Origin of the sequence: Amycolatopsis panacis (assembly GCF_003600245.1) — a bacterium.
Lineage (GTDB): Bacteria > Actinomycetota > Actinomycetes > Mycobacteriales > Pseudonocardiaceae > Amycolatopsis > Amycolatopsis sulphurea.
Map to the genome: position 1 here is coordinate 115,400 of NZ_QZFV01000120.1, position 23,520 is coordinate 138,919.

Annotated in this window: 26 protein-coding genes; 10 read left to right on the forward strand and 16 right to left on the reverse strand. The window is 69.4% G+C overall.

Annotated elements, in window-relative coordinates:
- The 6 genes from D5S19_RS33350 to D5S19_RS26055 form a co-directional block, all read right to left on the reverse strand.
- Positions 1-492 (reverse strand): hypothetical protein, encoded by a 492-nt coding sequence (locus D5S19_RS33350; RefSeq protein WP_233574170.1) that lies wholly within the window; start codon positions 490-492, stop codon positions 1-3.
- Between the two features lie 424 nt (positions 493-916).
- Entirely contained in the window at positions 917-1,777 is an 861-nt protein-coding gene (locus D5S19_RS26035; protein ID WP_120026008.1) for a RecB family exonuclease, read from the reverse strand.
- A 77-nt stretch (positions 1,778-1,854) separates the two neighbouring features.
- On the reverse strand, positions 1,855-2,484 hold the full coding sequence (locus D5S19_RS26040; RefSeq protein WP_120026009.1) for a MarC family protein: 630 nt from the start codon (positions 2,482-2,484) through the stop codon (positions 1,855-1,857).
- A gap of 1 nt (position 2,485) precedes the next feature.
- Positions 2,486-3,349 carry a PHP domain-containing protein gene (locus D5S19_RS26045; protein ID WP_407641792.1) on the reverse strand — a complete coding sequence of 288 codons (864 nt, stop codon included), beginning with the start codon at positions 3,347-3,349 and terminating at the stop codon, positions 2,486-2,488.
- A 59-nt stretch (positions 3,350-3,408) separates the two neighbouring features.
- On the reverse strand, positions 3,409-3,969 hold the full coding sequence (locus D5S19_RS26050; protein WP_120026011.1) for a PH domain-containing protein: 561 nt from the start codon (positions 3,967-3,969) through the stop codon (positions 3,409-3,411).
- 22 nt (positions 3,970-3,991) lie between these two features.
- Positions 3,992-4,153, reverse strand: coding sequence for a hypothetical protein (locus tag D5S19_RS26055; protein ID WP_199730708.1), 162 nt, complete (start codon positions 4,151-4,153; stop codon positions 3,992-3,994).
- Positions 4,154-4,333: 180 nt separating this feature from the next.
- Here D5S19_RS26055 and D5S19_RS26060 point away from each other — a divergent pair, with 180 nt between their 5' ends.
- Positions 4,334-4,735: an NUDIX hydrolase gene (locus D5S19_RS26060; protein WP_120026012.1), complete on the forward strand. Its 402-nt coding sequence runs from the start codon at positions 4,334-4,336 to the stop codon at positions 4,733-4,735.
- A 301-nt stretch (positions 4,736-5,036) separates the two neighbouring features.
- Here the strand turns inward: D5S19_RS26060 and D5S19_RS26065 are convergent, their stop codons facing one another.
- Complete coding sequence (locus tag D5S19_RS26065) at positions 5,037-6,152, reverse strand: DUF2332 domain-containing protein (protein ID WP_120026078.1); 1,116 nt, start codon at positions 6,150-6,152, stop codon at positions 5,037-5,039.
- Between the two features lie 408 nt (positions 6,153-6,560).
- Between D5S19_RS26065 and corA the strand changes: the two genes are divergently transcribed.
- Positions 6,561-7,649, forward strand: a complete 1,089-nt coding sequence (corA, locus tag D5S19_RS26070; RefSeq protein WP_120026013.1) for a magnesium/cobalt transporter CorA — start codon at positions 6,561-6,563, stop codon at positions 7,647-7,649.
- A gap of 327 nt (positions 7,650-7,976) precedes the next feature.
- On the opposite strand, the gene D5S19_RS26075 is transcribed toward corA, so the two are convergent.
- Positions 7,977-9,476 (reverse strand): MFS transporter, encoded by a 1,500-nt coding sequence (locus tag D5S19_RS26075; protein ID WP_120026014.1) that lies wholly within the window; start codon positions 9,474-9,476, stop codon positions 7,977-7,979.
- A gap of 118 nt (positions 9,477-9,594) precedes the next feature.
- On the opposite strand from D5S19_RS26075, the gene D5S19_RS26080 reads away from it, so the two are divergent.
- Entirely contained in the window at positions 9,595-10,278 is a 684-nt protein-coding gene (locus D5S19_RS26080; RefSeq protein WP_120026015.1) for a TetR/AcrR family transcriptional regulator, read from the forward strand.
- Between the two features lie 61 nt (positions 10,279-10,339).
- Here the strand turns inward: D5S19_RS26080 and D5S19_RS26085 are convergent, their stop codons facing one another.
- Positions 10,340-10,537: a PspC domain-containing protein gene (locus D5S19_RS26085; protein WP_120026016.1), complete on the reverse strand. Its 198-nt coding sequence runs from the start codon at positions 10,535-10,537 to the stop codon at positions 10,340-10,342.
- Positions 10,538-10,762: 225 nt separating this feature from the next.
- Here D5S19_RS26085 and D5S19_RS26090 point away from each other — a divergent pair, with 225 nt between their 5' ends.
- The gene (locus D5S19_RS26090) at positions 10,763-11,656 is read left to right on the forward strand and encodes a hypothetical protein (RefSeq protein WP_233574171.1); all 894 of its coding nucleotides are present in this window, start codon (positions 10,763-10,765) and stop codon (positions 11,654-11,656) included.
- 55 nt (positions 11,657-11,711) lie between these two features.
- On the opposite strand, the gene D5S19_RS26095 is transcribed toward D5S19_RS26090, so the two are convergent.
- The 5 genes from D5S19_RS26095 to D5S19_RS26115 all read right to left on the reverse strand — a co-directional run bounded on the left by D5S19_RS26095 (position 11,712) and on the right by D5S19_RS26115 (position 16,699).
- Entirely contained in the window at positions 11,712-12,887 is a 1,176-nt protein-coding gene (locus D5S19_RS26095) for an ABC transporter ATP-binding protein (protein ID WP_120026017.1), read from the reverse strand.
- Positions 12,888-12,890: 3 nt separating this feature from the next.
- Complete coding sequence (locus D5S19_RS26100; RefSeq protein WP_120026018.1) at positions 12,891-13,733, reverse strand: carbohydrate ABC transporter permease; 843 nt, start codon at positions 13,731-13,733, stop codon at positions 12,891-12,893.
- Positions 13,733-14,680: a carbohydrate ABC transporter permease gene (locus D5S19_RS26105; protein WP_120026019.1), complete on the reverse strand. Its 948-nt coding sequence runs from the start codon at positions 14,678-14,680 to the stop codon at positions 13,733-13,735. The genes D5S19_RS26100 and D5S19_RS26105 overlap by 1 nt, the downstream gene beginning before the upstream one ends.
- On the reverse strand, positions 14,677-15,987 hold the full coding sequence (locus D5S19_RS26110; RefSeq protein WP_120026020.1) for an ABC transporter substrate-binding protein: 1,311 nt from the start codon (positions 15,985-15,987) through the stop codon (positions 14,677-14,679). The genes D5S19_RS26105 and D5S19_RS26110 overlap by 4 nt, the downstream gene beginning before the upstream one ends.
- A gap of 196 nt (positions 15,988-16,183) precedes the next feature.
- A complete protein-coding gene (locus tag D5S19_RS26115; protein WP_120026021.1) occupies positions 16,184-16,699 on the reverse strand; it encodes a general stress protein in 516 nt (171 codons plus the stop codon).
- Between the two features lie 197 nt (positions 16,700-16,896).
- On the opposite strand from D5S19_RS26115, the gene D5S19_RS26120 reads away from it, so the two are divergent.
- Both D5S19_RS26120 and D5S19_RS26125 read left to right on the forward strand, forming a co-directional pair.
- Positions 16,897-17,214, forward strand: a complete 318-nt coding sequence (locus D5S19_RS26120; protein ID WP_120026022.1) for a DUF4190 domain-containing protein — start codon at positions 16,897-16,899, stop codon at positions 17,212-17,214.
- A gap of 31 nt (positions 17,215-17,245) precedes the next feature.
- The gene (locus tag D5S19_RS26125) at positions 17,246-17,986 is read left to right on the forward strand and encodes a DUF4190 domain-containing protein (RefSeq protein ID WP_120026023.1); all 741 of its coding nucleotides are present in this window, start codon (positions 17,246-17,248) and stop codon (positions 17,984-17,986) included.
- On the opposite strand, the gene D5S19_RS26130 is transcribed toward D5S19_RS26125, so the two are convergent.
- Positions 17,983-18,789 (reverse strand): slipin family protein, encoded by an 807-nt coding sequence (locus D5S19_RS26130; RefSeq protein ID WP_120026024.1) that lies wholly within the window; start codon positions 18,787-18,789, stop codon positions 17,983-17,985. The two genes, D5S19_RS26125 and D5S19_RS26130, sit on opposite strands and share 4 nt — an antisense overlap.
- 93 nt (positions 18,790-18,882) lie before the next feature.
- Here D5S19_RS26130 and D5S19_RS26135 point away from each other — a divergent pair, with 93 nt between their 5' ends.
- The 4 genes from D5S19_RS26135 to D5S19_RS26150 all read left to right on the forward strand — a co-directional run bounded on the left by D5S19_RS26135 (position 18,883) and on the right by D5S19_RS26150 (position 22,857).
- Complete coding sequence (locus D5S19_RS26135) at positions 18,883-19,782, forward strand: aminoglycoside phosphotransferase family protein (RefSeq protein WP_120026025.1); 900 nt, start codon at positions 18,883-18,885, stop codon at positions 19,780-19,782.
- A gap of 61 nt (positions 19,783-19,843) precedes the next feature.
- A complete protein-coding gene (locus D5S19_RS26140; RefSeq protein ID WP_233574172.1) occupies positions 19,844-21,184 on the forward strand; it encodes a magnesium transporter MgtE N-terminal domain-containing protein in 1,341 nt (446 codons plus the stop codon).
- On the forward strand, positions 21,177-21,674 hold the full coding sequence (locus D5S19_RS26145) for a DUF1003 domain-containing protein (RefSeq protein WP_120026026.1): 498 nt from the start codon (positions 21,177-21,179) through the stop codon (positions 21,672-21,674). The genes D5S19_RS26140 and D5S19_RS26145 overlap by 8 nt, the downstream gene beginning before the upstream one ends.
- Before the next feature lie 37 nt (positions 21,675-21,711).
- Positions 21,712-22,857 (forward strand): Mrp/NBP35 family ATP-binding protein, encoded by a 1,146-nt coding sequence (locus D5S19_RS26150; RefSeq protein ID WP_199730710.1) that lies wholly within the window; start codon positions 21,712-21,714, stop codon positions 22,855-22,857.
- A gap of 93 nt (positions 22,858-22,950) precedes the next feature.
- Here D5S19_RS26150 and D5S19_RS26155 read toward each other — a convergent pair whose 3' ends face one another.
- The gene (locus tag D5S19_RS26155) at positions 22,951-23,439 is read right to left on the reverse strand and encodes a hypothetical protein (protein WP_120026028.1); all 489 of its coding nucleotides are present in this window, start codon (positions 23,437-23,439) and stop codon (positions 22,951-22,953) included.
- Positions 23,440-23,520 lie beyond the last annotated feature (81 nt).

Below are 23,520 nucleotides of genomic sequence, written 5' to 3' on the forward strand. Positions count from 1 at the left end.
TCACACCCACCAGAACACGAGCAACGCCACCACCGCCACGACCAGCACACCACCGCCGGCGAGCCCGGCGACCCGCCCGTTGCGCCGATCCGCCACCCGCTGCAACGCCAGCCCGGCGACCGCGGCCACCGGATGCCCGGCCAGCATCGGCACGCCCGGCCCGGGCGCCCCGGTCACCCAGCACACCACCCAGACCGCCAGCACCCCGACCGCCAGCACCGCCATCCCGGCGGCGACCGACCCGGTGAACCCGCGCCACCACCGCCCACGCGGCTTCCCCTGACCGGCGGGGGAACCGTCCGCATCGGGCAAAGCCCCGGAAACCGAGCCGGGACCGGCCCCGGTCGCCGCATTACCGGACGAGCCCTCCGCAGCGAAACTCCCGGGAATACCTTCCGAAGCCGACCTGCCGGACGAACTCGCCGCCTCCGCGGCGCAGATCAGGCTCTCCACGCCCCCAGGCGAACCCGCCGCACCCACCTCACCGGACAAGGGCTCCACCTCAGCACCGCGGCCCGGATTCACCCCCGCCGACCTGCCGGGCACACCGTTCGCAACCGCACCACCGGGCAGGGTGCCAGCTACCGAACCATCGCCTCCCGCAACACCATCGGGCACAACCTCCGCCACCGAACCACCGGACACACCCTCGACAACCGAACCGCCGCGCGACGCCACCACACCGAAATCACCCGGCAGCACGCCCCCCGCCGCATCCTCCCGGGCCACGCGCCCGCGCCGCCCCGCACCCGAAACCCCGGCGCCACCAACGGAATCCCGCGCACCACCGGACGCCCCGGCACGCGCTTCCACCGTGCCCGGGCCCGCAGGGCGCGCAGCAGCAGGATGCGGGACGGTCAAGCCCTCGGTGTCGGATGACGCCACAGTGGTCGGGTCCAATCGTCGTCGCGGGTGGCTAGGGCGCGAGCAGGTCCCACGGTTGCACGGGCGGGCCGTACTCCCGGCCGGCCGCGCAGCTCGGGCGGAAGTCGCACCAGGCGCAGCGGCGTTCGGGACGGGCGGGGAACAGTTCGTCTCGATCGCCGCCCGCGTCCAGGGTATCCGTCGCGAGCCGGAGATCCCCGGCAGTCTGCTCGGCGCGTACCAGATGCCTGCGCAAAGTTTCCGACGTGTGCTCGGCCGCCGCGACGGTGCCTGTGGGCAAATGGTGCAGCTCGACTTTGGTGCACGGCAAGCGAAGCGTGCGCGCCGACGCGACGGCGTACATCGCCAGCGCCTGGGACGCGCGCGCCTCGTGCTCGTCCGGTGGGCGGCGGCCGGTCTTGTAGTCCACCACCACCAGCTCGCCGCCCCGCTGGTCGATCCGGTCGGCGCGGCCTTCGATGATCATCGACGGTGCCGGGCCGGACGTGCTGACCGGTGCGGACACCCACCGTTCGAGGCCGACCGGGTCGTGGCTCACGTCGTGGTCCTCGACGTACTCCGCGACCCAGCCCTTCGCCCGTGCCCGATACCGCGCGGCCTGCTCCTCGTCGGCGAACCCGGCGTCTTTCCAGTGCTCACCGACGAGCGCCATCGCACGCTGCGGCGTGCGCTTGCCCACCGGTAGGTCGAACAACGCACGCAAAGCGTTGTGCACCACCGCACCCAGGGTGCTGTGCGCCCACGGCCCGGTGCGCTGCGGCGACGGCCGGTCCAGATAACTCAGCCGGTACCGGCGCGGGCAGTCGTCGAACGTGCTCAATCGCGCCGGCGACACCTTGGTCAGCCGCTGTGGTTGTGCGACCCCGAAATCGAAGCCCAGTTGCTCTTTCACGCCACCCCCGTTCGGTCCGGCCCCACGCTACGCACCACCACCGACACTTTCCGGAGGGGGCTGGCCGATCAGGACGGCTAGCCCGCCCCGGAGATGAAGCCCTTCACCGAATTCGCCACGAGTTCCACCGCGATCGCGGCCAGCAGCAGTCCGGCGATCTTGGCCAGCAAGGTGATCCCGCTTTCCTTGATCAACCGGATCACCAGACCGGAGAATCGCATACAGGCGTAGAGCACGAAATGCACCGCCACGATCGCCAGCCCGAGCGCGACGTAGGCACCGGCGTGCCCATCGGCCTGCCGGACGAACACGATGGTCGCGGCGATGGCGCCCGGACCGGCCAGCAGCGGCGTACCGAGCGGGACCAGCGCGACGTTGACGTCCTCGGCGACCTCGGACTCACCGCCGTCCTTGCCGGTGAGCAGTTGCAGGGCGATGAGCAGCAGGAGCAGCCCGCCCGCGCCCTGCAGCGCCGGGATCCCGATGCCGAGATAGGCCAGAATCGCCTGCCCGGCCACCGCGAACAGCGTGATGACCAGCAGCGAGACCAGCACCGCCTGCCGCGCCGCCCGCGCCCGCACGGCCATCGGCTTGCGCCCGACGAGGCTCAGGAACACCGGCACCGTCCCGGGCGGGTCCATGATGACCACGAGGGTGATGGTCGCGCTGAGGAACAGCTTCGCGTCGAAGAAGTCCGAGAACGCCATCTCAGCCCTTGACGACCTGGGAGCCGGTGGCCCGCCCGATCAGGTCCTCGAACTGGTCGGGCTCGGTGGTCTCCTGGCCGAGCGCGATCGTCTTGTTCGTGCCGTGGTAATCGCTCGATCCGGTGCGCACCAGGCCGAGTTCCAGCGCCAGCTCCCGGGTGCGCGCCCGGGCCGCCCGCTCGTGGTTCGGGTGGTCGACCTCGATCCCGGTCAGGCCGCGGCGAGCGAGCCCGCGCAGGGTGTCCTCGCTGATCGTGGCGCCCCGGCTGAAGGCGAACGGGTGCGCGATCACGGTGACCCCGCCTGCCGCGGCGATCATGTCTATGGCCTCTTCGACCGGGGTGTCGCGCCGCGCCACGTAGTAGCCGCTGCGGCCGCTCAGGTACCGCGCGAACGCCTCGTCCACCGACTCGACGAGCCCGGCACGGACGAGCGCCTGCGCGAGGTGCGGACGGCCGGCCGGGGAATCCGCGGGTAGCAGGCCCATGACCTCATCCGCGTCCACCGGCAGGCCGTCCGCGGCCATCCGCTCGGCCATCGTGCGCAGCCGGGTGCGTCGTTCGGCCCGCAGCCGCGCCTGCTCGGCAACCAGCTCGGGAGCGGTCGGATCGAACAGGTAGGCCAGCAGGTGCACGCTGATCGGGTAGCCGGTATCCGGGTCGGCGGACACCGTGGACAACTCCGCGCCCGGGACCAGCGTGAGCCCGGCGGGCACCGCGGCGGCCGCAGGCGCCCAGCCTGCGGTGGTGTCGTGATCGGTGATCGCGACGACGTCGAGCCCGGCCCGCGCGGCGGCGGCGACCAGCCCGGCCGGGCTGTCGGTACCGTCGGAGGCCGTCGAGTGGGCGTGCAGATCGATGCGCATCGGACCCATTCTCGATGATGCCCCGGTCCGCACTGCGGCCGGTACCTGGGACGAACGGGTCAGCCGACGAGCTTCTTGCCCCGGGCCGCGCGCTGCGCCTTGATCATCGAGAACCGCTCGGCCTGCTTCTGCTTGTCCCCGAACACCAGTTCGGAGATGGTGTCGTAGAACTCCTCCGGCCGCGGCAGGTAGTCGATCCGGTTGAGCGCCTGGATCTGCCCGGCGGACTCGACCACCATGGTGCCGTATCCGAGCATCCGGCCCCAGGCCGAACGCTGGTAAGTGAGGTCGGTGACCTTGCTGATCGGCATCATCAGCACCTTGGTGGTGAACACACCCGTGGTCATCACGAACCGTTTGTCGGTGACCACCAGCCGCTCGACCCACCACTCGACGACCACGTAGGCGAAGCGCAGCACGACCACCAGTGCGACGTACCAGAGGACGTTCTGCACCACCCACATCGACGGTGGCAGCAGGTAGGAGATGAGGACACAGACCGCGAGCAGCGCGGCGGCCTCGAAGGTGTCCCAGAGCAGCACGGCCCAGTGCCGGCGGATCCGGATGACCCGCCGTTCCGTGTCGAGGAGGTACTCGTCAGGGTCGCGTGGCGCGAACATGCTCCGAGGGTATCCCTCTTTGTCAGTGGAAGACGTTACTGACGAAGGTGATCACTGATTCGGCCGAGGAGCGAAGGAAGTCGACGATGTTGCCGACGAGCCCCGCAGCGTGGCTGGGCTGAGCGATCACGAAGAACAGCACCAACGCGATACCTACGAGGCCCGCAAGCTTCTTCACGTTCACAGCGATCAATCCCGCCTCTTACGATGGCACCAGGAAACTGACTTTCTACGTTGTACCGCACTCACCACCTACACGGGAGCAAAGTCCCGCGCATGGGTCAGCAAGGCGCTCGAAGTGTAGCGTATGGCTACTCTCCGTGTACAGACTCCTCCGGCCCCCGAGGTGGGCTACCGTCGCCGCATGGCGCCCCTCGAACGCTGCGTCGGCGGCATCGCGTACGACGACCTGGGCAGACTGCTGCTCATCCGGCGCGGGCACGAGCCCGGCAAGGGCCTCTGGTCGCTCCCCGGCGGACGGGTGGAACCGGGTGAAACGGACACCGAGGCGGTCATTCGCGAGCTCCGCGAGGAGACCGGCCTGCACGTGACTCCGCACACACCGATCGGCACCGTAGTCCGTGGTCACTACGAGATCACCGACTACGAATGCGCTGTCTCGCCCGGGCCGCTCACAGCAGGCGACGATGCCGACGACGCGCGCTGGACCGACTCGGCCGAACTGGTTGCTTTGCACAAAGCAGGCCTCCTGACGGACCAACTATTCGTGACCCTGCGTGATTGGGATGCCCTGCCTCGAACGTAGCCGGCAGCGGAGTTTTCGGATTCCCCTCGGTTGCACTCGTAAAGCCCCGGCCGTATTCCGGGGTGACCGAATCCCGGAATACGGCGGATGAGCACGGAAAATGCGGGCAGTCCGGTATTCGGCATCACCGTATGCGCATCCCGTGATCTTGCGGCCGCCCCGGCAGGTCTCCGGTGGCGCCGTCAGCGGGGTGTGACTGATGGGGTGAATGTGACGTGCGCTACAGCAGGGGCCGGTGGGTCGGACACGACACGGCCGGTCCGGGTTGCGGGGGGACGGGTCGGCCGACCGGCCCGCAAGCTCAGCCCAGCCAGGTCATCCGCTGGCCGTGCGGGGTGGTCCGGGCCAGTGCCCGTGCGGCCGGGTTCCCGTCGGACCACGTCGTCAGGCCCAGGACGGCCTGCTGCGGCTCACCGGCAGCACCCGCCGGGCCGGCGGCCAGGTCCTCCCGGCCGGGCAGGACCAGTTCCAGCCCGGCGCGGTAGAACTCCTGACTCACCCACCACACCGGCCGTTGCCCGGCCAGGCGGCCGACCTCGGCGACGAAATCCTCCCGGCGGTCGCCGAGATAGGCCAGCGCGTGGCTGGTCAGCACGACGAGGGGCAGCTCCGCCGGGAGCGCCGCGGCAGCCTCGGCAAGGTCGTCCACGGCGTCGCCGGCGTGCAGGTCGGGCGCGTGTTTACGTTGTTCGGCGGCCGCGGTGCGGAGCAGGCGGATGCGGTCCACCTGATCGGCCCAGACACACGCTTCCAGCCAGGCCAGTTCGTCTTCGTCCGACAGGTCGACGGGGGCTCGGTCCAGGCCCAGGCGCGCGGCGACGGCGATCTTCTTCGGCAGCTTCGGCAATACCGCGCCGGGTGCCAGGTCAAGCGCGCAGTGCAGGCCGACGGCGGCCTTCGCCGGGCCGGCCACCAGTTGTTCGCCGCCGTCGCATTGGTAGCGGTAGGCGAAACGGTCCAGGCCGAGCAGCAGGCCCGCGCTGCAGCCGACCTCCAGCAGGGCGATCTTGCCGCCCGCTTCCTTCGCCGCCGCAGCCACCGCCGGGTACACGAGGGCAGCGCGGCGGACCTCGTTGGTCTGGGTGTACCTCGCCGCGATCAGCTCGCGGGCCCGGTCCGCGCGCTCCAGCAGGAACGACCGGAACAGCGGCCAGGTCTCCCCGTCGACACCGTCGAACCCGCCCACCGACGGGTAGTACCGCGACAGCGGGTGGATCGGGTCGGCCTGGACCAGCCGGTGCGCGACGGCGAGCAGCAGGGTGCCGCGCGCTTCGCCGCCGCGGGCGCCGGTGAGCAGCCCGGCGACGTCGTCGTCCTCCGCCGCGTGGGTGGCGAGGTGGTCGTACAGCGGGGACACGCCGCGCGCTTCCACTTCGGCGAACGTGCGCAGGGTCTGCTTGATCTTCTCCAGGGCGATGGCCACCCGTGCTCCTCTTTCCGCTGCTGCCCCAAAGGTGGTGAAGGGTCCCTTCACGGCCTCACAGTCCGTGAAGGGACCCTTCACGGCGTTGTCGACGGTAACGCCTGACGAGCCAGGTGCGACACGTATCCGTGGCGAGGAGTACCCTCGGCCATCGGTAGATCGCGCGTCAACGCGAGCCTAGCCACTTCGCACGCCTCGCGTGCCCCGGCCGAACGGAGGTGAGGAACCGACCATGAGCAGTGGTGATAGTCCGCTCCCTAGTAGTCCCCGCGTTCCCGCCTCGCCGGCCGTACCGGCTTTCTCCCGGTAGGCGTTCGTCGGAACGCGGTGCTGCCGGACGGACGCTCCAGTCCGCCTGGCCGTCGTCAGTCGCGTTTCCACGACGTCAGCCCAGGAGTACCCATGCCTGCCATTCCCTCGCTCGGCGGCCTTCGCGGCCGTGGCAACAACCGGGCCAAGGCCACCCCCGAGCGGCCGATCCCGGTCCCGCTGTCGGCCTACGTGGTCGACTGCGCGGTGTATGTCGAGGGCGAACGGCTGCCCGGCCGCTGGACGCACGCCGAGGCGATCAAGGAGGTGCGCCGGCGCCACGCCGGGTTCGTCTGGATCGGCCTGCACGAACCCGACTCCGAGCAGATCCAGGGCATCGCGGAGACCTTCGGGCTGCACGAGCTGGCCGTGGAGGACGCGCTGGAGGCCCACCAGCGGCCGAAGCTGGAGCGCTACGACGACACGCTGTTCCTGGTGCTCAAGACGGTCCGCTACGTGGAGCACGAGTCGCCGACCACGGCCAACGAGATCGTGGAGACCGGCGAGCTGATGGTGTTCCTCGGCCGCGACTTCGCGATCACCGTCCGGCACGGCAACCACTCCGGGCTGGCCCGGCTGCGCCGTGACCTGGACTCCGACCAGGAGCGGCTGGCACTGGGCCCGGCCGCGGTGGTGCACGCCATCGCCGACCACGTGGTCGACCACTACCTGGACGTGACCAGCCGGATCGAATCGGACATCGACGAGATCGAGGCGCAGGTGTTCGCCCCGCGCTCGCAGGTCAGCGCCGAGCAGATCTACCTGATGAAGCGGGAAGTGCTGGAGCTGCGCCGCGCGGTGATGCCGCTGGCCACCCCGGTCTCGCGGCTGGCCGAGGGCTACACCCGGCTGGTGCCCGACGAGGTCCGCTCCTACTTCCGCGACGTGGCCGACCACCTCGCGACCGTATCCGAGCGGGTGGCCGCGTTCGACGAACTGCTGAGCACCCTGGTCGAGGCCACGGTCGCGAAGATCTCGCTGCAGCAGAACACCGACATGCGCAAGATCACCGCGTGGGCGGCGATCATCACGGTGCCCACCATGATCGCGGGCATCTACGGCATGAACTTCGACTACATGCCCGAGCTGCACTGGCAGTTCGGCTATCCGATCACGGTCACCGTGATCCTCGGGATCTGCCTGCTGCTGTACCGAATATTCCGGAAGAACGGCTGGTTGTAGCCGCCCCGCGGTCCCCGTTCCCCCTCCCCGGTAACCGGACAGGAGTCCCCCATGCTGACCAACCTCAAGTTCTGGGCGTTGACGCTCACCCTCGCCTGGATCGTCGGCATCGTCGCCGTGATCGCCGCCAATCCCGGGTTCGCACACGGGATGAACTGACACCACCGGGTTTCGGTCGCACCCAGGACTGTCCACAATCGACGCGCGCGCCAGGATGGTACAGACCACCTCCTCGGAACGAGAACCGGCCGCCTCCCGCGGACTGCGGAAGGCGGCCGGTTCAGCCCCCGATCGGCCACCACCGCGACGCGGCGGCAACCCCTGTGGTCACATGTGCACGGCGGCCGTGGCCGGCTGCCGGCTCGGCACACCCGGCCGCAGCAGCAGACCGGTGATCACCCCGCCGACGGCGAAGATCCCCGCGGCCCAGGTGAACGCCATGGTGTAGCTGTGCACCGCGGCCTCCGCGGCGAGCTGCGGGGCAGGCGCCCGACCGACCACAAAGGACGCTGCGGCGTTGCTCGCGATCGTGCTCAGCAGCGCGGTGCCGATGGAACCGCCGACCTGCTGCATCGTGTTGACCGCGGCCGAGGCGACCCCGGCGTCCCGCGTCGCCACACCGAGCGTCGCCACGCTCATCGCCGGCGCCATGGCCAGGCCGATGCCGGCGCCCGTCACCATCAGCGGGCCGAGCACGCCTCCGGCGAAGGTGCTGCCCACGTCGATGCCGCTGAGCCAGAACAACCCGGCCGCGGCGACCAGCATGCCGGTCGGCAGCAGGGGTTTCGGCCCGAACCGGGGCAGCAGCATGCTGGTCGCGGTGGTCGCGGCGATCATCAGCGTGGCCACCATCGGCAGGAAGCCCAGCCCGCTCTGGATCGGCGTGAAGTGCAGGTTCTGCTGCACGTAGAAGGTGAGGAACAGGAAGATCGCGAACATTCCGATGGCGAGCAGGAACATCGCCAGGTAGGAACCACCGCGGTCCCGGTCGAGCAGGACCCGCAGCGGCAGCAGCGGATGCCGCACCCGCTGCTGCAGCACCACGAAGGTGACCAGCAGCAGCACGCCGACGAGCAGGAAGCCCCACACCGAGGGCGAGCCCCAGGAACCGTGCTCGGCGTTGGAGAATCCGTAGACGAGCGCGAACAATCCACCCGAGGCGGTGACCGTGCCGGGCAGGTCCAGCTTCGGCCGCGGGCCGTCGGCCCCCTTGCCGCGCAGCAGCACCATACCGCCGATGAAGGCGATGCCGGCGAAGACGATGTTCACGAACATGCACCAGCGCCAGTCGAGATACTCGGTGAGCACCCCGCCGAGCAGCAGGCCGACCGCGGCGCCCCCGCCACCGATCGCGCCGTACACGCCGAACGCGCGGCCGCGTTCCTTCGGGTCGGTGAACGTGGTGGTGAGCAAGGACAACGCGGCCGGCGCGAGCAGCGCGCCGAAGACCCCCTGCGCGGCGCGGGCGATCAGCAGCATCTCGATGTTGCCCGCGAGGCCGCCGACCGCGGACACCGCGGCGAAGCCGGCCAGCCCCACGAGGAACGCCGGCTTGCGGCCGAACAGGTCCGCGAGACGGCCGCCGAGCAGCAGCAGGCTGCCGAACGCGAGCGCGTATGCGGTGACCACCCACTGGCGGGCATCGTTGGAGAAACCGAGGTCTACCTGCGCGGACGGCAGGGCGATGTTCACGACGGTCGAATCGAGCACGACCATCAGCTGGGCGATCCCGATCATCACCAGGATCATCCAGCGCCGGGAATGATGCGGGTTCGCGGCCGGATCGCCCTCCCCCGGGCGATCGAGAGTGGCCGTGGGCTCGGTCATGGGTTTCCTCACGCAGAGTGGTTGCGGTGATATGTGGAGTAAGTGCCTCCCCTTGCCTGAGTCACGGTACACAAGAACCGGAGATGATGTCTCGACTTCTTTTGGTAACCTGGGCGACATGACAGAGGAAGCGCCGGCCGTCGCGGCGCCGCGGCCGCTGCGCCGCGACGCCGAACGCAACCGGCGGCGGATCCTCGAATCCGCCAGGGTGATCTTCGGCCGTCGTGGTCTGGACGCCACCCTCGACGACATCGCCCATCACGCCGGCCTCGGGGTCGGCACCGTCTACCGCCGCTTCCCCGGCAAGGAACACCTGGTCGAGGCCATGTTCGCGGAACGCCTCGACGAGATGGGCGAACTCGCGCGGAAGGCGCTGCACGCCACCGACCCGTGGCAGGGCTTCGTCGATTTCCTGTGGCAGACCGCGGAACTGCACACCGACGACCGTGGGCTGCGCGACATTCTGCTGTCCAACGCGTTCGGCCACGAGCACGTCGCCGAGGCGAAGGCCCGGATAGTGCCGTTGGTCACGCAGCTGATGGAGCGGGCACAGGCCGCCGGGCAGCTGCGCGCGGATCTCGTGCCGACCGATCTGCCGTTGCTGAACCAGATGATCGGCGCGGTGACCGAGTACACCGCGCATGCGGAGCCACACGCCTGGCGCCGCTGCATGGCGCTGCTGATCGACGGCCTCCGCGCCGAACCGGGCAGAGCGAGCGATCTGCCCTGCCCCGGGCTGCCGCTGGACGTGATCGACCAGGTGATGTGCAACTGGCGTCAGCCACGGCATCAGCAGAGCTGACCGGCAAAACGAAAGCCGGAGCAGCCCCCGACAGACCGCTCCGACTTCCCCGCTGGAAAGGCTATTCGCCGGGTATGATCGCCCAGAGGATCAGGTAGGCGACGAACTGCGGACCGGGCAGCACGCAGGACAGCACGGCGATGAGCCGCATCGTGCCCGTCTTGATGCCGAACCTGCGGGCCAGCCCGGCGCACACTCCGCCGATCATGCGGTCGCCACGCGGCCGGCTCAGTCTTGGTGTGGTGACAGGTGCCGTCATCGTCTTCCCCTCCCGTTGTTCTGCTACCGCCATGCCATCACGGGGCGGGTGGCCCGCACATCGCTCCCGGGGCCCATTCGAGCCCCTAGGGGTCGGGTCGGCGACCCTGGGGCGGGCTCCGGGTTTCCCGCGGTTTTCCCGCCGACCAGCGGTGATGACGTAGCGGAGGATGGGATTTGCCCGTCCGGGCTGGCTTTTGCACCACCGACCGCGATACTGCACCCCGTGCGCAACCCCATCGTCGCCCTCGGCGCCCTGCTGATCACCGCCTGCGCCGCCGGCTGTGCCGCTGAACCCGCCGCGGCCCCCGACTCGCCGGCTCCGCTCACCGCGGTGAGCGCGCTCGGCGACTTCGGCACGCTCGACTACTGCAGCCTGCTCGACACCACGCGGCTGGCCAGGAGCACCGTCGCCACGCCGGACTCGTCGTTCACCGGCTGTCAGGCGGATTTCGTGCAGAACGGCCGCCAAGGCTCCGTCACCGTCGGGCCGCTGGCCGCCGACCGCGACCCGAACATCCAGCCGTACGCCTATGCGGGCCGGCTCCCGGACGGCATCACGGTGCAGCAGAGCAACTTCGCCCCAGCAGAGACCTGTGCCCGCACAATCACTTTCGCCGAAGGTACCCGCCTGTCGGTAACCCTTTCCGGCGGCGACGCCGATCAGCGCTGCGCCCGCACGGATACGGTCGTCGACGGCGTGATGACCGCGCTGACCGGCGGCCGGGTGCGGCACGCGCGGTTCCCCGATCGGTCTTGGGGCCGCGTCGACGCTTGCGCCCTGCTGCAATCCCACGACCTGGACGCGGCCAGCGGCGCGGACACGCAGACGGCCGGCGGGATGACCGGCCACTCGTGCATCCGCGGCAAGGTGAGCGTGGATTTCGCCGTGGTGAAGCAGGCGCCGACCGGCCCCGCCGAGACCCTCGGCGGCCGCAACGCCCGTGTCACATCCGACGGCGCTTTCTGCCGGGCGCGTGCGGTGCAGCCCTCCCCCGCGACCGCGGGACGCGCGGAACAGATCACCGTCAGCGTCGTGGACACCACCGGCTCCGGCGGCGATGCCGCCTGCCCCGCAGCTCGCGCCGCCGCCGAGGCCGTGTTCGCGAAGATCCCCTAACGCTGTGAAGGGTCCCTTCACAGACTCAGAGTCCGTGAAGGGACCCTTCACAGACCTACTCGGTGTAGGTGAGGTTCGTCCCGCTGCTTGGGTCGAACAGCTTGATCTTGTCCGCGTCGTACCAGAGGGAGACATCCGCGTTCTCCGTCGCGGCCGACTCGGCGGACAGGCGGGCCACGATGAGCGACTCCGCGCCGGGTACCTCGGCCGAACCGCTGTCCGCGGCCAGTTCCTGCAACTCCGCGGAGCTGGCGACCGCACCTTCGACGGTGAAGTGGGCGAACTTCTCCGAGCCCATCGACTCCAGCACGTCGATGTGCGCCGTGAACTCCGCACCCTGGCGCGCGGAATCGACCAGCGACGCGTCCTCGAAGTGTTCCGGGCGGATACCCATCAGCACCTCGCGGGGCGCGTCGGCCGCCTCGGCCAGCCGGCGGACCCGGTCCGACAGCGGCGCCGTGCCCAGCGCGCTGCGGATCTCCCCGTTCTCCAGCGTCGCGGGGACGAAGTTCATCGACGGTGAACCGATGAAGCCCGCCACGAACAGGTTCGCCGGGTTGTCGTAGAGGAACTGCGGCGCACCGATCTGCTGCACGTACCCACCGCGCAGCACCACGACCCGGTCGCCGAGGGTCATGGCCTCGGTCTGGTCGTGCGTGACGTACAGCGTCGTCGTGCCGAGTTGCTTCTGGATCTTCGACACCGACGTGCGCATCTGTCCGCGCAGCTTAGCGTCCAAATTGGACAGTGGTTCGTCCATCAGGAACGCCTTGGGGCTGCGCACGATCGCCCGCCCCATCGCCACACGCTGCCGCTGGCCGCCGGAAAGGTTCGACGGCTTGCGGTCCAGGTGCTGGGTCAGATCCAGGATCTGCGCCGACTCCTCCACCTTCGCCCGCACCGTGGCGTCGTCCACTTTGGCCAGCCGGAGCGGGAAGGCCATGTTCTCCCGCACGCTCATGTGTGGGTACAGCGCGTAGGACTGGAACACCATCGCGATGTCCCGGTCCTTCGGCGCCTTCTCGTTGACCCGCTCGCCGTCGATGCGCAGCTCGCCGCCGGAGATGTCCTCCAGACCGGCCACCATGTTCAGCGTGGTCGACTTCCCGCAGCCGGACGGGCCCACCAGGATGATGAACTCGCCGTCCGCAATGGTGATGTCCACATCGGACACCGCGAGCGCGCCGTCGGGATAACGCTTGGAAACCTTGTCGAGAACGATTTCAGCCATGCCTCAGCCCTTCACCGCACCGGACGTCAGCCCCGCCACGATGCGACGCTGGAAGAACAACACGAACACAATGATCGGCACGGTGATCACGACCGCGGCCGCGCTCACCTGGCCGGCCGGATCCTCGAACTGCGAGGACCCGGTGAAGAACGACAACGCCGCGGGCACCGTGCGCGAGGCGTCCGTGGACGTCAGCGAGATGGCGAACAGGAAGTCGTTCCAGCAGAGGATGAACACCAGGATCGCGGTGGTGAACACACCCGGCGCGGCCAGCGGCGCGATCACCTTCCGGAACGCCTGCGCCGGCGTGGCCCCGTCCATCTTCGCCGCTTTTTCCAGCTCCCACGGGATTTCCCGGAAGAACGCGGACAGCGTGTAGATCGACAACGGCAGCGCGAAAGTGATGTACGGCAGGATCAGCCCCGGCCAGGTGTCGAACAGACCCAGGCCACGTTCGATGTTGAACAGCGGGGTGACCAGCGATACTTGCGGGAACATCGCGATCAGCAGCGAGAGCCCGACGAGTAGTTTCTTGCCTGGGAAATCCAGCCGCGCGATCGCGTAGGCCGCCATCGTGCCGAGCGTCACGGCGATCACGGTCGAGATCACCGCGATGCCGATCGAGTTCACCAGCGCGCTCAGGAACTCCGTTGTCTGGAAGATGTCCGCGTAGTTCTTGAGCGTCCATTCCTTCGGGAAGAAACTGCCGTCGCTGAGCGTGGCCTTCGTCTTGAACGAGAGCGACACCACCCACAGGACCGGGACCAGTGCGAACACCACGACGAGGAGGTCCACCAGGCCCCAGCGGATCTTGCGGCCGGTCGTGACCGCACCACCCATGACCATCAGCGCTTACCCCCGTTGTCCGAACCCGGTGCCGCGGTGCCGAACACCTTGATGAAAAGGAACGCGATGATCGCCACCGTGAGGAAGATCAGCACCGCCATCGTCGAGCCGATACCGAGGTTGAGGCCCTTCACCAGATTGTCGTAGGTCTGCATCGAGACCGAACCGGTGTCCTGCGCGCCGTTGGTCAGCACGTAGATGTTGTCGAAGATGCGGAACGCGTCGAGCGTGCGGAACAGCAACGCGACGAGAATCGCCGGCTTCATCACCGGCAGCATCACCTTGGTGAACCGCTGCCAGGCGGTGGCCCCGTCCATCGCGGCGGCCTTGAGCAGATCTTCGGGCACCAGTGCCAGCCCGGCCATCAGCAGCAGCGCCATGAACGGCGTGGTCTTCCAGACCTCGGCGGCCACGATGATGAACAGCGAGGGCCACTGATCGGTCAGTGGCGCCGCGCCGGAGGCCAGCATGTCCGCCAGGTACCCGGTCTTCGGCGTCCACGCGAAGTACCACGAGAACGCCGCGACCACCGTGACGATGCCGTACGGGATCAGCGCGACGGTGCGCACCAGCCCGCGGGCGACGAGGGTGCGGTGCATGATCAGCGCGAGCGCCATGCCGAGCACGAACTCGATCACCACCGACACCACGGTGAGGAACATCGTCGTGCCGAACGCGGTCCACCAATAGGAATTCGTGAGCACCGCGGCGTAGTTGGCGAAGCCGATGAACTCGTGCTGCGCGGGGAAACGCAGGTCGTAACGCTGCAGCGACAGCCAGATCGAATACACGATCGGATAGCCGGTCACCGCGATCATCACCAGGAACGCCGGGGCGCACAGCCACAGCCCCAGACGCCGTTCGGCCTTCTTCCCTTCCGACAGCACGGGCTTGCCCTTGCGATGGGTCGCCGGCGCGGCGCCGGTAGTGGCATCCTGAACGGTCACGGGATCACCCCCTTCGACTGGAGCGCGTCGTCGAGCTGCTCACGCAGTTTGTCCGCGGTCGCCCGCGGATCGATCTCGGACGGCGGGGAGAGCACCTTCGACATCACCGTGGACGCGTTCTGGTACGCCGGGGAAAGCGGGCGCAGCGCGGCGGTCCTCAACGCGTCGAGAATGGTCTCGCGCATCGGGTATTTCACGGCCATGTTCGGATTGTCCGCGGATGCGGGCTTACCCGGATCAAGCGGCCGATCGTCGTGATAGACCGATTCGATGGTCGGCGGCACCCCGTCGTTGATCGCGGAATACTTCTGATTCTCCGCACTGCGCAGGCACAATGCCGCGGCATAGGCCTCCGGTTTGTGCTTCGAGAGGCTGCTCACCGCGAGATCGTAACCACCGATCGTTGTCCTGGCCGGGGTGCCCGGCTTCGCCTCCGGGTAGACCGCCCATTTGAAGTGCGCCAGATCCTGCGGCTGCTCCTCGGCGTAGGAGGCGTAGACGAACGGCCAGTTCAGCTCGAACGCGGCGTCCCCGCGCTGGAAGCTCCGCCGGACGTCGTCCTCTTTCTGGTTGGTCAGCGAGGGATCGGTGATCCCGCTCGACGTGACCTGCTTGAGCAGCTGCAGTGCCTGCACCGCGCCCTCGTCCATCACCACGGATTTGCCGTCGTCGGAGAGAATGTGCCCGCCGAGCGATTCGACGAGGGTGTTGTAGACGACCACCAGGCCTTCGTACTGCGCGCCGGTGAAAACGATCGAGTACGGCTTGTGCGCACCCTTGAGCTGCTGGGACATCCGCATCATCTCGGCCCAGGTCTTCGGCGGGCGCGGGGTGATCCGGTCGTCGTACCAGAGCAGCTGGATATTGGTGTTCTTCGGCGCCGCGTAGAGTTTTCCCTGATAGGTGGCGGTCTTGAGCGGACCTGCCAGGACCCCGGCGGAGGCCGCGGCCTTGTCCGCCCCCTTCCACTCGTCGATCCAGCCCGCTTGGGCGAACTCCGGGACCCAGGTCACGTCGAGACCGAGCACGTCCATCGAGTCGTCGCCGGCGGCCAGCCTGCGGGCCATCTGGATCCGCTGATCGTCGGAACCGCGCTGGAGCTTGTTGTAGACGATCTGATATTGCCCGCCCGCCGCCTTGTTACAGTTGTCCACAACAGACTGAAAATGGTCTTCGGGCGAGTAGTATACGTTGATTTTCAGCCCGGAACTCGATCCGCATCCGGCAATCAGGCCGGATGCCACCAGTGCGGCACCCAGCCCTGCCATCGCCCGGGCAGGCGAACGCCCGGACCGGTACTTCCCCATCGAAGCCTCCTCAGGACCGCATTGCGCGGCGCGTTCTCACCACACCCCTGGCAGCACGCCGCCGTCCGACCGGTGCCGGACAACTTATGCCGAGGGTGCACCACCCGCAACAGGTACCGGTTTCGATTCGGCGCTGTTACCGCCAAACGGCCTGAATAGCGTCCGCAGGAAGAATTCGAGCTTCCTCCTGGTGTGCTCAGGCATCACCGGCCGTCGGCCCCAGGGAGAGCTTGGCCAGCAGTTCCCGGCCGCGTTCGGCGGTGCGGGGCTGGCAGAGCACGTCGTAGCGGCCCGCGACCAGCTGGCTCGCGGAGGAGAAATCGCGGCGGCCGCGGGACATCCGGTAGCCGATCGCGGCGAACGCCAGTCCGGACAGGACCCCGAGCACCAGCCCGGTGATCATCTGCAGCGCGAACCCGTGGTTCACGAACAGCCCGAGCAGCAACCCGGCGAACAGGCCGAACCAGGCACCCGACATCGCCCCCGCGCCGAGCACCCGGCCCCAGGACAACCGGCCGAGCACCCGTTCCACCAGCATCAGATCCACCCCGACGATGGTCACGTCGCCGACCTCGAACTCGTTCTCCGCGAGGTAATCCACCGCCTGCTGCGCCTCGCCGTAGGTGCCGTACGAGGCGATCGGCCAGCCGGTGGGCGGCGTCGGGAGCCGCGGCGGCCCGGCCGACCGCCGGCCACCAAGGGGACTGCTCACATCATCACCTGCGCACTCGTACCGTCCGAAGGACCCATCTTGTCAAGAACCGGCGAACCGTGCGAACCGCCGTCTCGCCCCGTCCGGCCTGCGGCAGGCCAGGGCCGATGACGATCTTCCGGGGCCGTCCGGGGTGCGGCACTGCGCCGTCGTTTCGCCGGTTAGGGTGCCGTTCGAGCCGATTCGGGGAGACGACGATGACCGAGGGCGACGACGGTTACGAACCCCCGTCCTTCGAGCACCAGCCCTACCCGCCGCAGTGTCCGCCACCCGGACCGGGCCTGGCGACCGCGTCGCTGGTGTGCTCGATCGCCGGGTTCGTGCTGTGCGCACCGCTGGCCGTGGCGGGAATCGTGATGGGACACATCGCGCACGCCAGGGCCCGGCGCGGACGCGCCCCGGCCGGGGCGGTCGCGGTCGCCGGATTCGTCGTCGGATACGGCGCGCTCGTCGTGTGGGGGATCGTGATTGCATGGATCCTGCACGCACTGTCCACGTCCGGGGTCTTCCGCTGAGGCCCGCACACCCGCACCCGAGGAATCCCCGATGACGAACCCGCCGAACCCGCCCGGCCGCGAAGACCCGCCGGCCACCGCCGAACCGACCGGTTTCGAGCCTCCCGCGACCGCGGAACCGGCCCCGTTCGAGCCGCCGCCGACCGCCGAGCCCGCGGTACCGTCGGCCGCCGAGTCCGTTGTCGTTCCGCCATCCCTGCCCGGTGAACCCACGTCGTCCGCGAAGCCCGATGCCACGCCGCCTGCCGCCGAGCCCGCACAGCCCCCCGCCGCCGTTCCGATGCCGCCCTCCGGCTGGACCGCCCCGGAGCCCGGTTTCGTCACCCCGGGCAGCACCCCGACCGGTTACCACGTGCCCGGATCCGACCCCAGCGGAATACCCGCGTACGGCAGCCTCGGTCAGCCACCGGCGTACGGGCAGCCCGGCTACCCCGCCGTCAGCCCGTACCCACCGGCGGCTGGCGGTTATCCCGCGCACGGCCAGCCGTACCAGCCCTACGGTCTACCGCCGGAGCAGAACACCGGGCTCGCCATCGGCGCGCTCGTCTGCTCGCTCGTCGGGATACTGACCTGTCTCCTCGCCCTCCCCGGCGTCATCCTGGGCCACATCGCACTGTCCAAAGCCAACCGCGGCGAAGCAGGCGGGCGCGGCATGGCGCTGGCCGCCATCGCGGTCGGCTACGCGTTCATAGCGCTCTACGTGAGCTTCGGGATCACGGTCGGGATCCTGGGCGCGACAGGCTACTTCGACACGAGCTACTTCGACCGCTAATCACCAGGCAGCGCGTCGCTCTCCGTACGCGGCCTCGGCGTCGCGGTCGCTTCTTCAGTGCGCGCGTCGAGGAAGCGCAACAGCTCCACCGGGAACGGCAGCACCAGCGTGGAGTTCTTCTCCGCGGACACCTGGACCACGGTCTCCAGCAGACGCAGCTGCAACGCGGCCGGAGTCGATTCCATCGTCGCGGCGGCCTGGGCGAGTTTGTGCGAGGCCTGCAGTTCGCCGTCCGCGGAGATCACCCGTGCCCGGCGTTCGCGTTCGGCCTCGGCCTGGCGGGACATCGACCGTTTCATCGACTCCGGCAGCGCGACGTCCTTGATCTCCACCCGGTCGATGTGGATGCCCCAGCCCAGCGCCGGGCTGTCGATCATCAGTTCCAGGCCCTGGTTGAGCCGCTCCCGGTTGGCCAGCAGATCGTCCAGATCGCTCTTGCCGATGATGGAGCGCAGCGAGGTCTGCGCGACCTGCCCGATCGCGGCGCCGTAGTCCTGCACGTGCACTGCGGCCAGCACCGGGTCGACCACCTTGAAGTACACCACCGCGTCCACCCGCACCGTCACGTTGTCCCGGGTGATCCCGTCCTGCCCGGGGACCGGCATGGTGACGACCTGCATGTTCACCTTCTGCAGCCGGTCGGCGATCGGCGTCAGGATGACCAGACCCGGTCCGCGCACCTGCGGCCGGACCCGGCCGAACCGGAACACGAGGCCCTGCTCGAACTGCTTCACCACGCGGACCGCGGACGCGAGCCACAGCCCGCCCGCGACGACCGCTGCGCTGGCAATCTCGACGATCATGACAGCTCCCGGGTTCGCGGAACCCCTGTTCACCTACTGTACGCGCGTGAGGCGGGCGGGGAAACGAGTTGCCTATCCGGCGAAGATGAAGCCGTGCCCCCACTGCGAATCCCGCCTGCCTTCGCCGCCCGCGCACCCCGCGTACTCGGCCCCGAATCGGCGCCGTGGCTCGCCGAACTGCCCGCACTCGCGCAGCGGTTCGCCCGCGAATGGGGGCTGGAGTTCGAGGACCACGCACGGCACGGATTCGCCGGGGTCGTCCAGCCCGCGCGCCGGGCCGACGGCAGCCGGGTGATGCTCAAACTCGGCTGGCCGCATGAAGAATCCCGGGACGAGCCGCTCGCACTGTCCACATGGGCCGGCCAGGGTGCGGTGCTGCTGCTGGAATCCGCGCCCGAACACGGAGTGCTGCTGCTGGAACGGCTGGACGATTCCCGCACCCTGCACGGTGAACCACTGCTCCCCGCGGTCGAGGTGCTCAGCGAGCTGGCCCGCCGGCTCGCGGTGCCCGCCCCGGCCGAGCTGACCCGTTCGGTGGCCGCGGAAGCGGAACGGCTCCAGGCGGAGCTGCCCCGGAGCTGGCAGGACCTCGGCCGCCCGCTGCCGCGCCGGGAGCTGGACGCGGCGCTCGAAGCCTGCCGTGACTTCGGTCCGGCGTCCGCATCGTTGCTGGCCAACGAGGACCTGCACTACGAGAACGTGCTGGCGGGCACCCGCGAGCCGTGGCTGGTGATCGACCCGAAGCCGATCGCCGGCGACCTGGAGTACGGATCGTTCTCCTTCCTGTGGAACCGCTTCGACGAGTCCACATTGGACGACAAGCTGGCCGCGAGTGGACTGGACCCGGCCCGCGCGAAAGCCTGGACGCTGGTGCGCGCGGTGCAAAACCGGCTGTGGTTCGCCGAGGACCTGCGCGACACCGGGGACCTCGGCGACGAAGGGCCCGCCGCCGCGTACTTGCCCGCTTTGACCCGCTGGGCGCTGAAGTCCTGACTGAGAGAACGCCGGGCGCCGTCACGAGCGGATCCGCACGCCAGCCGATAGTGTCGGCGCCATGGCGGGTAACCGGGTCTTCGCAGCTCAACTGGCAGGTCTGCCGGTGTTCGGGCCCGATGGCGAGTCCATCGGCAAGGTCCGCGACGTGGTCGCCGGGCTGCGGCTGGACCAGCAGCCGCCCCGAGTGCTCGGGCTGGTGGTCGAGCTGGCGACCCGGCGCCGGGTGTTCGTGCCGATGCTCCGGGTCACCTCGATCGAGCCGAACGCGGTCACGCTCGCCACCGGTTCGGTGAACATGCGCCACTTCACCCTGCGACCCAACGAGGTGCTGGTGTGCGGCCAGCTGCTCGACGCCCACGCGATGCGCACCGACGGCACCACCCGCGTGACCATCGCCGATGCCGCGATGGAGCCCACCCGCACCCGGGACTGGGTGTTGGCGAAGCTCGCCGTACGCGAACGGTCCACCCGGCTGACGCTGAGCCGGCGCCGCGCGGCAATGCAGGTGTTGCCCTGGAACGAAGTGGCCGGGCTCGGCCTGACCGACCTGACCGGCCAGCCTCAGGGCGCCGGTCAGCTGCTGATGCTGTTCGACACGATGCGGGCGGTGGACATCGCGGCCACCGTGCGCGATCTGCCGCTCAAGCGCCGGCACGAGGTGGCCGAGGCGATGGACGACGAACGCCTCGCCGACGTGATCGAGGAGCTGCCCGAGGACGACCAGAAGGAACTCCTCGGCCACCTGCCCGAGGAACGGGCCGCGGACGTGCTCGAAGCGATGAACCCGGACGACGCCGCGGACCTGCTCGCGGAACTGGCCCCGGCCGAGCAGAGGCGGCTGCTGGAACTGATGGAGCCCGAAGAGTCCGCACCGGTCAAGCGGCTGCTCGCGTACTCCTCGGACACCGCGGGCGGGCTGATGACCCCCGAACCGGTGGTGCTCACCCCGGACGCCACCATCGCCGAAGCGCTGGCGCACATCCGCAACGCGGATCTGCCCTCCGCGCTGGCGACCATGATCTTCGTCTGCCGTCCGCCCACCGCGACCCCGACCGGCCGGTTCGTCGGCGTCGTGCACTTCCAGCGGCTGCTGCGCGACCCGCCGGCCGAGCTGGTCGCGTCCGCGGTGGACACCGACCTCACCGCACTCCGGCCGGAAGCGCCGCTGGCGGAGGTCACGCGTTACTTCGCCGCCTACAACCTCGCCTGCGCACCGGTGGTCGACCCGGAGGACCACCTGCTGGGCGCGGTCACCGTGGACGACGTCCTCGACCACCTGCTGCCCGACGACTGGCGCGAGACCGGGCTGCACGACTTCGGCCTGACCTCCGCCGTCGATCCGGTCGACCCCGATACCCCCGCCGGACCAGCCGACCCCGAGGAGGCCGACCGTGCCTGAACTGTCCACCGGCCGACGGCTCGACCAGCCGCGCAGCCAGGCCCGCCTGCGGCTGAACATCGATCCGGACACCTTCGGCAGGTTCACCGAACGAGTCGCGCGGTTCCTCGGCACCGGCAAGTATCTGTTCTGGCAGACGCTGGTCGTCGTGGTCTGGATCGTGCTCAACCTGGCCGCACTGTCGCTGCGCTGGGATCCGTACCCGTTCATCCTGCTCAACCTGGTCTTCTCCACGCAGGCCGCGTACGCCGCACCGCTGATCCTGCTGGCGCAGAACCGCCAGGACGACCGCGACCGCGTTTCGCTGGAGGAAGACCGTTCCCGGGCGGCGCAGACCAAGGCGGACACGGAGTATCTGGCACGGGAGCTGGCCGCACTGCGGCTGGCCATCGGCGAAGTGGCCACCCGCGACTACCTGCGCAGCGAACTGGACCGGCTGCGCGACGACCTGACCGTGAACACGAAGCCGCGCAAGGCGAAACAGGCGTGAAAACGGCGGGCGGATACCGGTACGTACCATGGGTTCTGTGACTGGTACACAGCAGCTCCCCAGCGTCGAAGACGTCCGCACCGCGCTGAAGGACGTGTACGACCCGGAGATCAAAAAGCCGATCACCGACCTCGGCATGGTCAAGGACGTGGTGATCGGCGAGGACGGCGTGGTCACCGTCGGCATCTACCTCACCGTGGCGGGCTGCCCGCTCAAGGCGACGCTGACCAAGGACACCACCAAGGCGGTCGCGAAGCTCCCCGCCGTGACGGACGTACGGGTCGAGCTGGACGTGATGAGCGACGAGCAGCGGACCGAACTGCGCAAGTCCCTGCGCGGCGACGCGGCCGAGCCGGTGATCCCGTTCGCGCAGCCGGGTTCGCTGACCCGGGTGTACTGCGTGGCCTCGGGCAAGGGCGGGGTGGGCAAGTCCTCGGTCACGGTGAACCTGGCGGTCGCGATGGCCGAGCGCGGGCTGTCGGTCGGTGTGGTGGACGCGGACATCTACGGGCACTCGATCCCGCGCATGCTGGGCGCGCGGGAGAAGCCGACCAAGGTCGAGAAGATGATCATGCCGCCGCAGGCACACGGCGTGAAGGTGATCTCGATCGGCATGTTCACCCCGGGCAACGCGCCGGTGGTGTGGCGCGGCCCGATGCTGCACCGCGCCCTGCAGCAGTTCCTCGCCGACGTGTTCTGGGGCGATCTCGACATCCTGCTGCTGGACCTGCCGCCGGGCACCGGCGACATCGCGATCTCGGTGGCACAGCTGATCCCGAACGCGGAAATCCTGGTGGTCACCACCCCGCAGCAGGCCGCGGCCGAAGTGGCCGAGCGCGCCGGGGCGATCGCCATGCAGACCCGGCAGCGCGTGGCCGGCGTGATCGAGAACATGTCCTGGCTGGAAACACCCTCGGGCGAACGGATCGAGGTGTTCGGCGCCGGCGGCGGGCAGACCGTGGCCGATTCGCTGTCCAAGTCGGTGGGCTCGAGGGTCCCGCTGCTGGGCCAGGTCCCGCTCGACCCGCGACTGCGGGAACAGGGCGACGAGGGCACCCCGCTGGTGCTCGCCGAACCGGACGCGCCCGCCTCGCAGGTCCTCAAGGACGCGGCGAGGCAGCTCGCGGTCCGGGCCCGCGGCCTGGCCGGGATGATGCTGAACGTCACCCCCGCCGGCCGCTGAGCGGTCGCGGCCCGGGACCGAAGGTCCGTGAAGGGTCCCTTCACGGACTCTGAGTCCGTGAAGGGTCCCTTCACAGCTTGAGGCTGTCCGTGGTCAGGCCGCGTGCACAGTGGTCAGCACAGTGCCCGGCCCGCTCAGCGTGACGCGGGTGTCCCCGGCCTTGGCCACCTTCCAGTCGATGTCCTCGGCTTCGCCGGGCTGCACGGCGGTGGTCTTGTCCGGCTGGCCCTGCACGTCGACGGTCTGCGGCTGGTCGACGCTCACCCGGACCTTGACGTGGTCGCCGACCTGCACGTCGACCGCACCGGCCGGCGGGGTGACCTTGCCGGCGGTGTACTCGACGGTGATCAGCACGTCCACGCCCGGCTGGCCGGTGTTCGCGCCCCGCTTGACGTTCGCCTGTTCTCCGGAGGCGCTGCCCGCCTCCTTCGAGGGGGCCGCGGACGACAGGGCGGCCGGGGCGGGGACCGACGTGTACGTGGCGGGCGGCGCGGTGCTCGGCTCGTCGTCGGCACTGCACCCGGCCACCACCAGGGCGGCCGCCGCGATCGTCCCGGCCAGCGCAGCCGCACGACGTGACATCTCAGGAACCTCCAGGGTCGGTTGAAGCTTGTGCCCTGAGGCTACCCAGCCTGGTCAGGCCCGCTTCAGCTGCCCGGGAGC

What these genes read in the sequence shown, in the direction of transcription:
- D5S19_RS26040 (WP_120026009.1), bottom strand. Translation starts at nt 2,484, where the DNA reads ATGGCGTTCTCGGACTTCTTCGACGCGAAGCTGTTCCTCAGCGCGACC.
- D5S19_RS26045 (WP_407641792.1), bottom strand. Translation starts at nt 3,349, where the DNA reads ATGCGCATCGATCTGCACGCCCACTCGACGGCCTCCGACGGTACCGAC.
- D5S19_RS26050 (WP_120026011.1), bottom strand. Translation starts at nt 3,969, where the DNA reads ATGTTCGCGCCACGCGACCCTGACGAGTACCTCCTCGACACGGAACGG.
- D5S19_RS26060 (WP_120026012.1), top strand. Translation starts at nt 4,334, where the DNA reads ATGGCGCCCCTCGAACGCTGCGTCGGCGGCATCGCGTACGACGACCTG.
- corA (WP_120026013.1), top strand. Translation starts at nt 6,561, where the DNA reads ATGCCTGCCATTCCCTCGCTCGGCGGCCTTCGCGGCCGTGGCAACAAC.
- D5S19_RS26075 (WP_120026014.1), bottom strand. Translation starts at nt 9,476, where the DNA reads ATGACCGAGCCCACGGCCACTCTCGATCGCCCGGGGGAGGGCGATCCG.
- D5S19_RS26080 (WP_120026015.1), top strand. Translation starts at nt 9,595, where the DNA reads ATGACAGAGGAAGCGCCGGCCGTCGCGGCGCCGCGGCCGCTGCGCCGC.
- D5S19_RS26085 (WP_120026016.1), bottom strand. Translation starts at nt 10,537, where the DNA reads ATGACGGCACCTGTCACCACACCAAGACTGAGCCGGCCGCGTGGCGAC.
- D5S19_RS26095 (WP_120026017.1), bottom strand. Translation starts at nt 12,887, where the DNA reads ATGGCTGAAATCGTTCTCGACAAGGTTTCCAAGCGTTATCCCGACGGC.
- D5S19_RS26100 (WP_120026018.1), bottom strand. Translation starts at nt 13,733, where the DNA reads ATGGTCATGGGTGGTGCGGTCACGACCGGCCGCAAGATCCGCTGGGGC.
- D5S19_RS26110 (WP_120026020.1), bottom strand. Translation starts at nt 15,987, where the DNA reads ATGGGGAAGTACCGGTCCGGGCGTTCGCCTGCCCGGGCGATGGCAGGG.
- D5S19_RS26120 (WP_120026022.1), top strand. Translation starts at nt 16,897, where the DNA reads ATGACCGAGGGCGACGACGGTTACGAACCCCCGTCCTTCGAGCACCAG.
- D5S19_RS26125 (WP_120026023.1), top strand. Translation starts at nt 17,246, where the DNA reads ATGACGAACCCGCCGAACCCGCCCGGCCGCGAAGACCCGCCGGCCACC.
- D5S19_RS26130 (WP_120026024.1), bottom strand. Translation starts at nt 18,789, where the DNA reads ATGATCGTCGAGATTGCCAGCGCAGCGGTCGTCGCGGGCGGGCTGTGG.
- D5S19_RS26140 (WP_233574172.1), top strand. Translation starts at nt 19,844, where the DNA reads ATGGCGGGTAACCGGGTCTTCGCAGCTCAACTGGCAGGTCTGCCGGTG.
- D5S19_RS26155 (WP_120026028.1), bottom strand. Translation starts at nt 23,439, where the DNA reads ATGTCACGTCGTGCGGCTGCGCTGGCCGGGACGATCGCGGCGGCCGCC.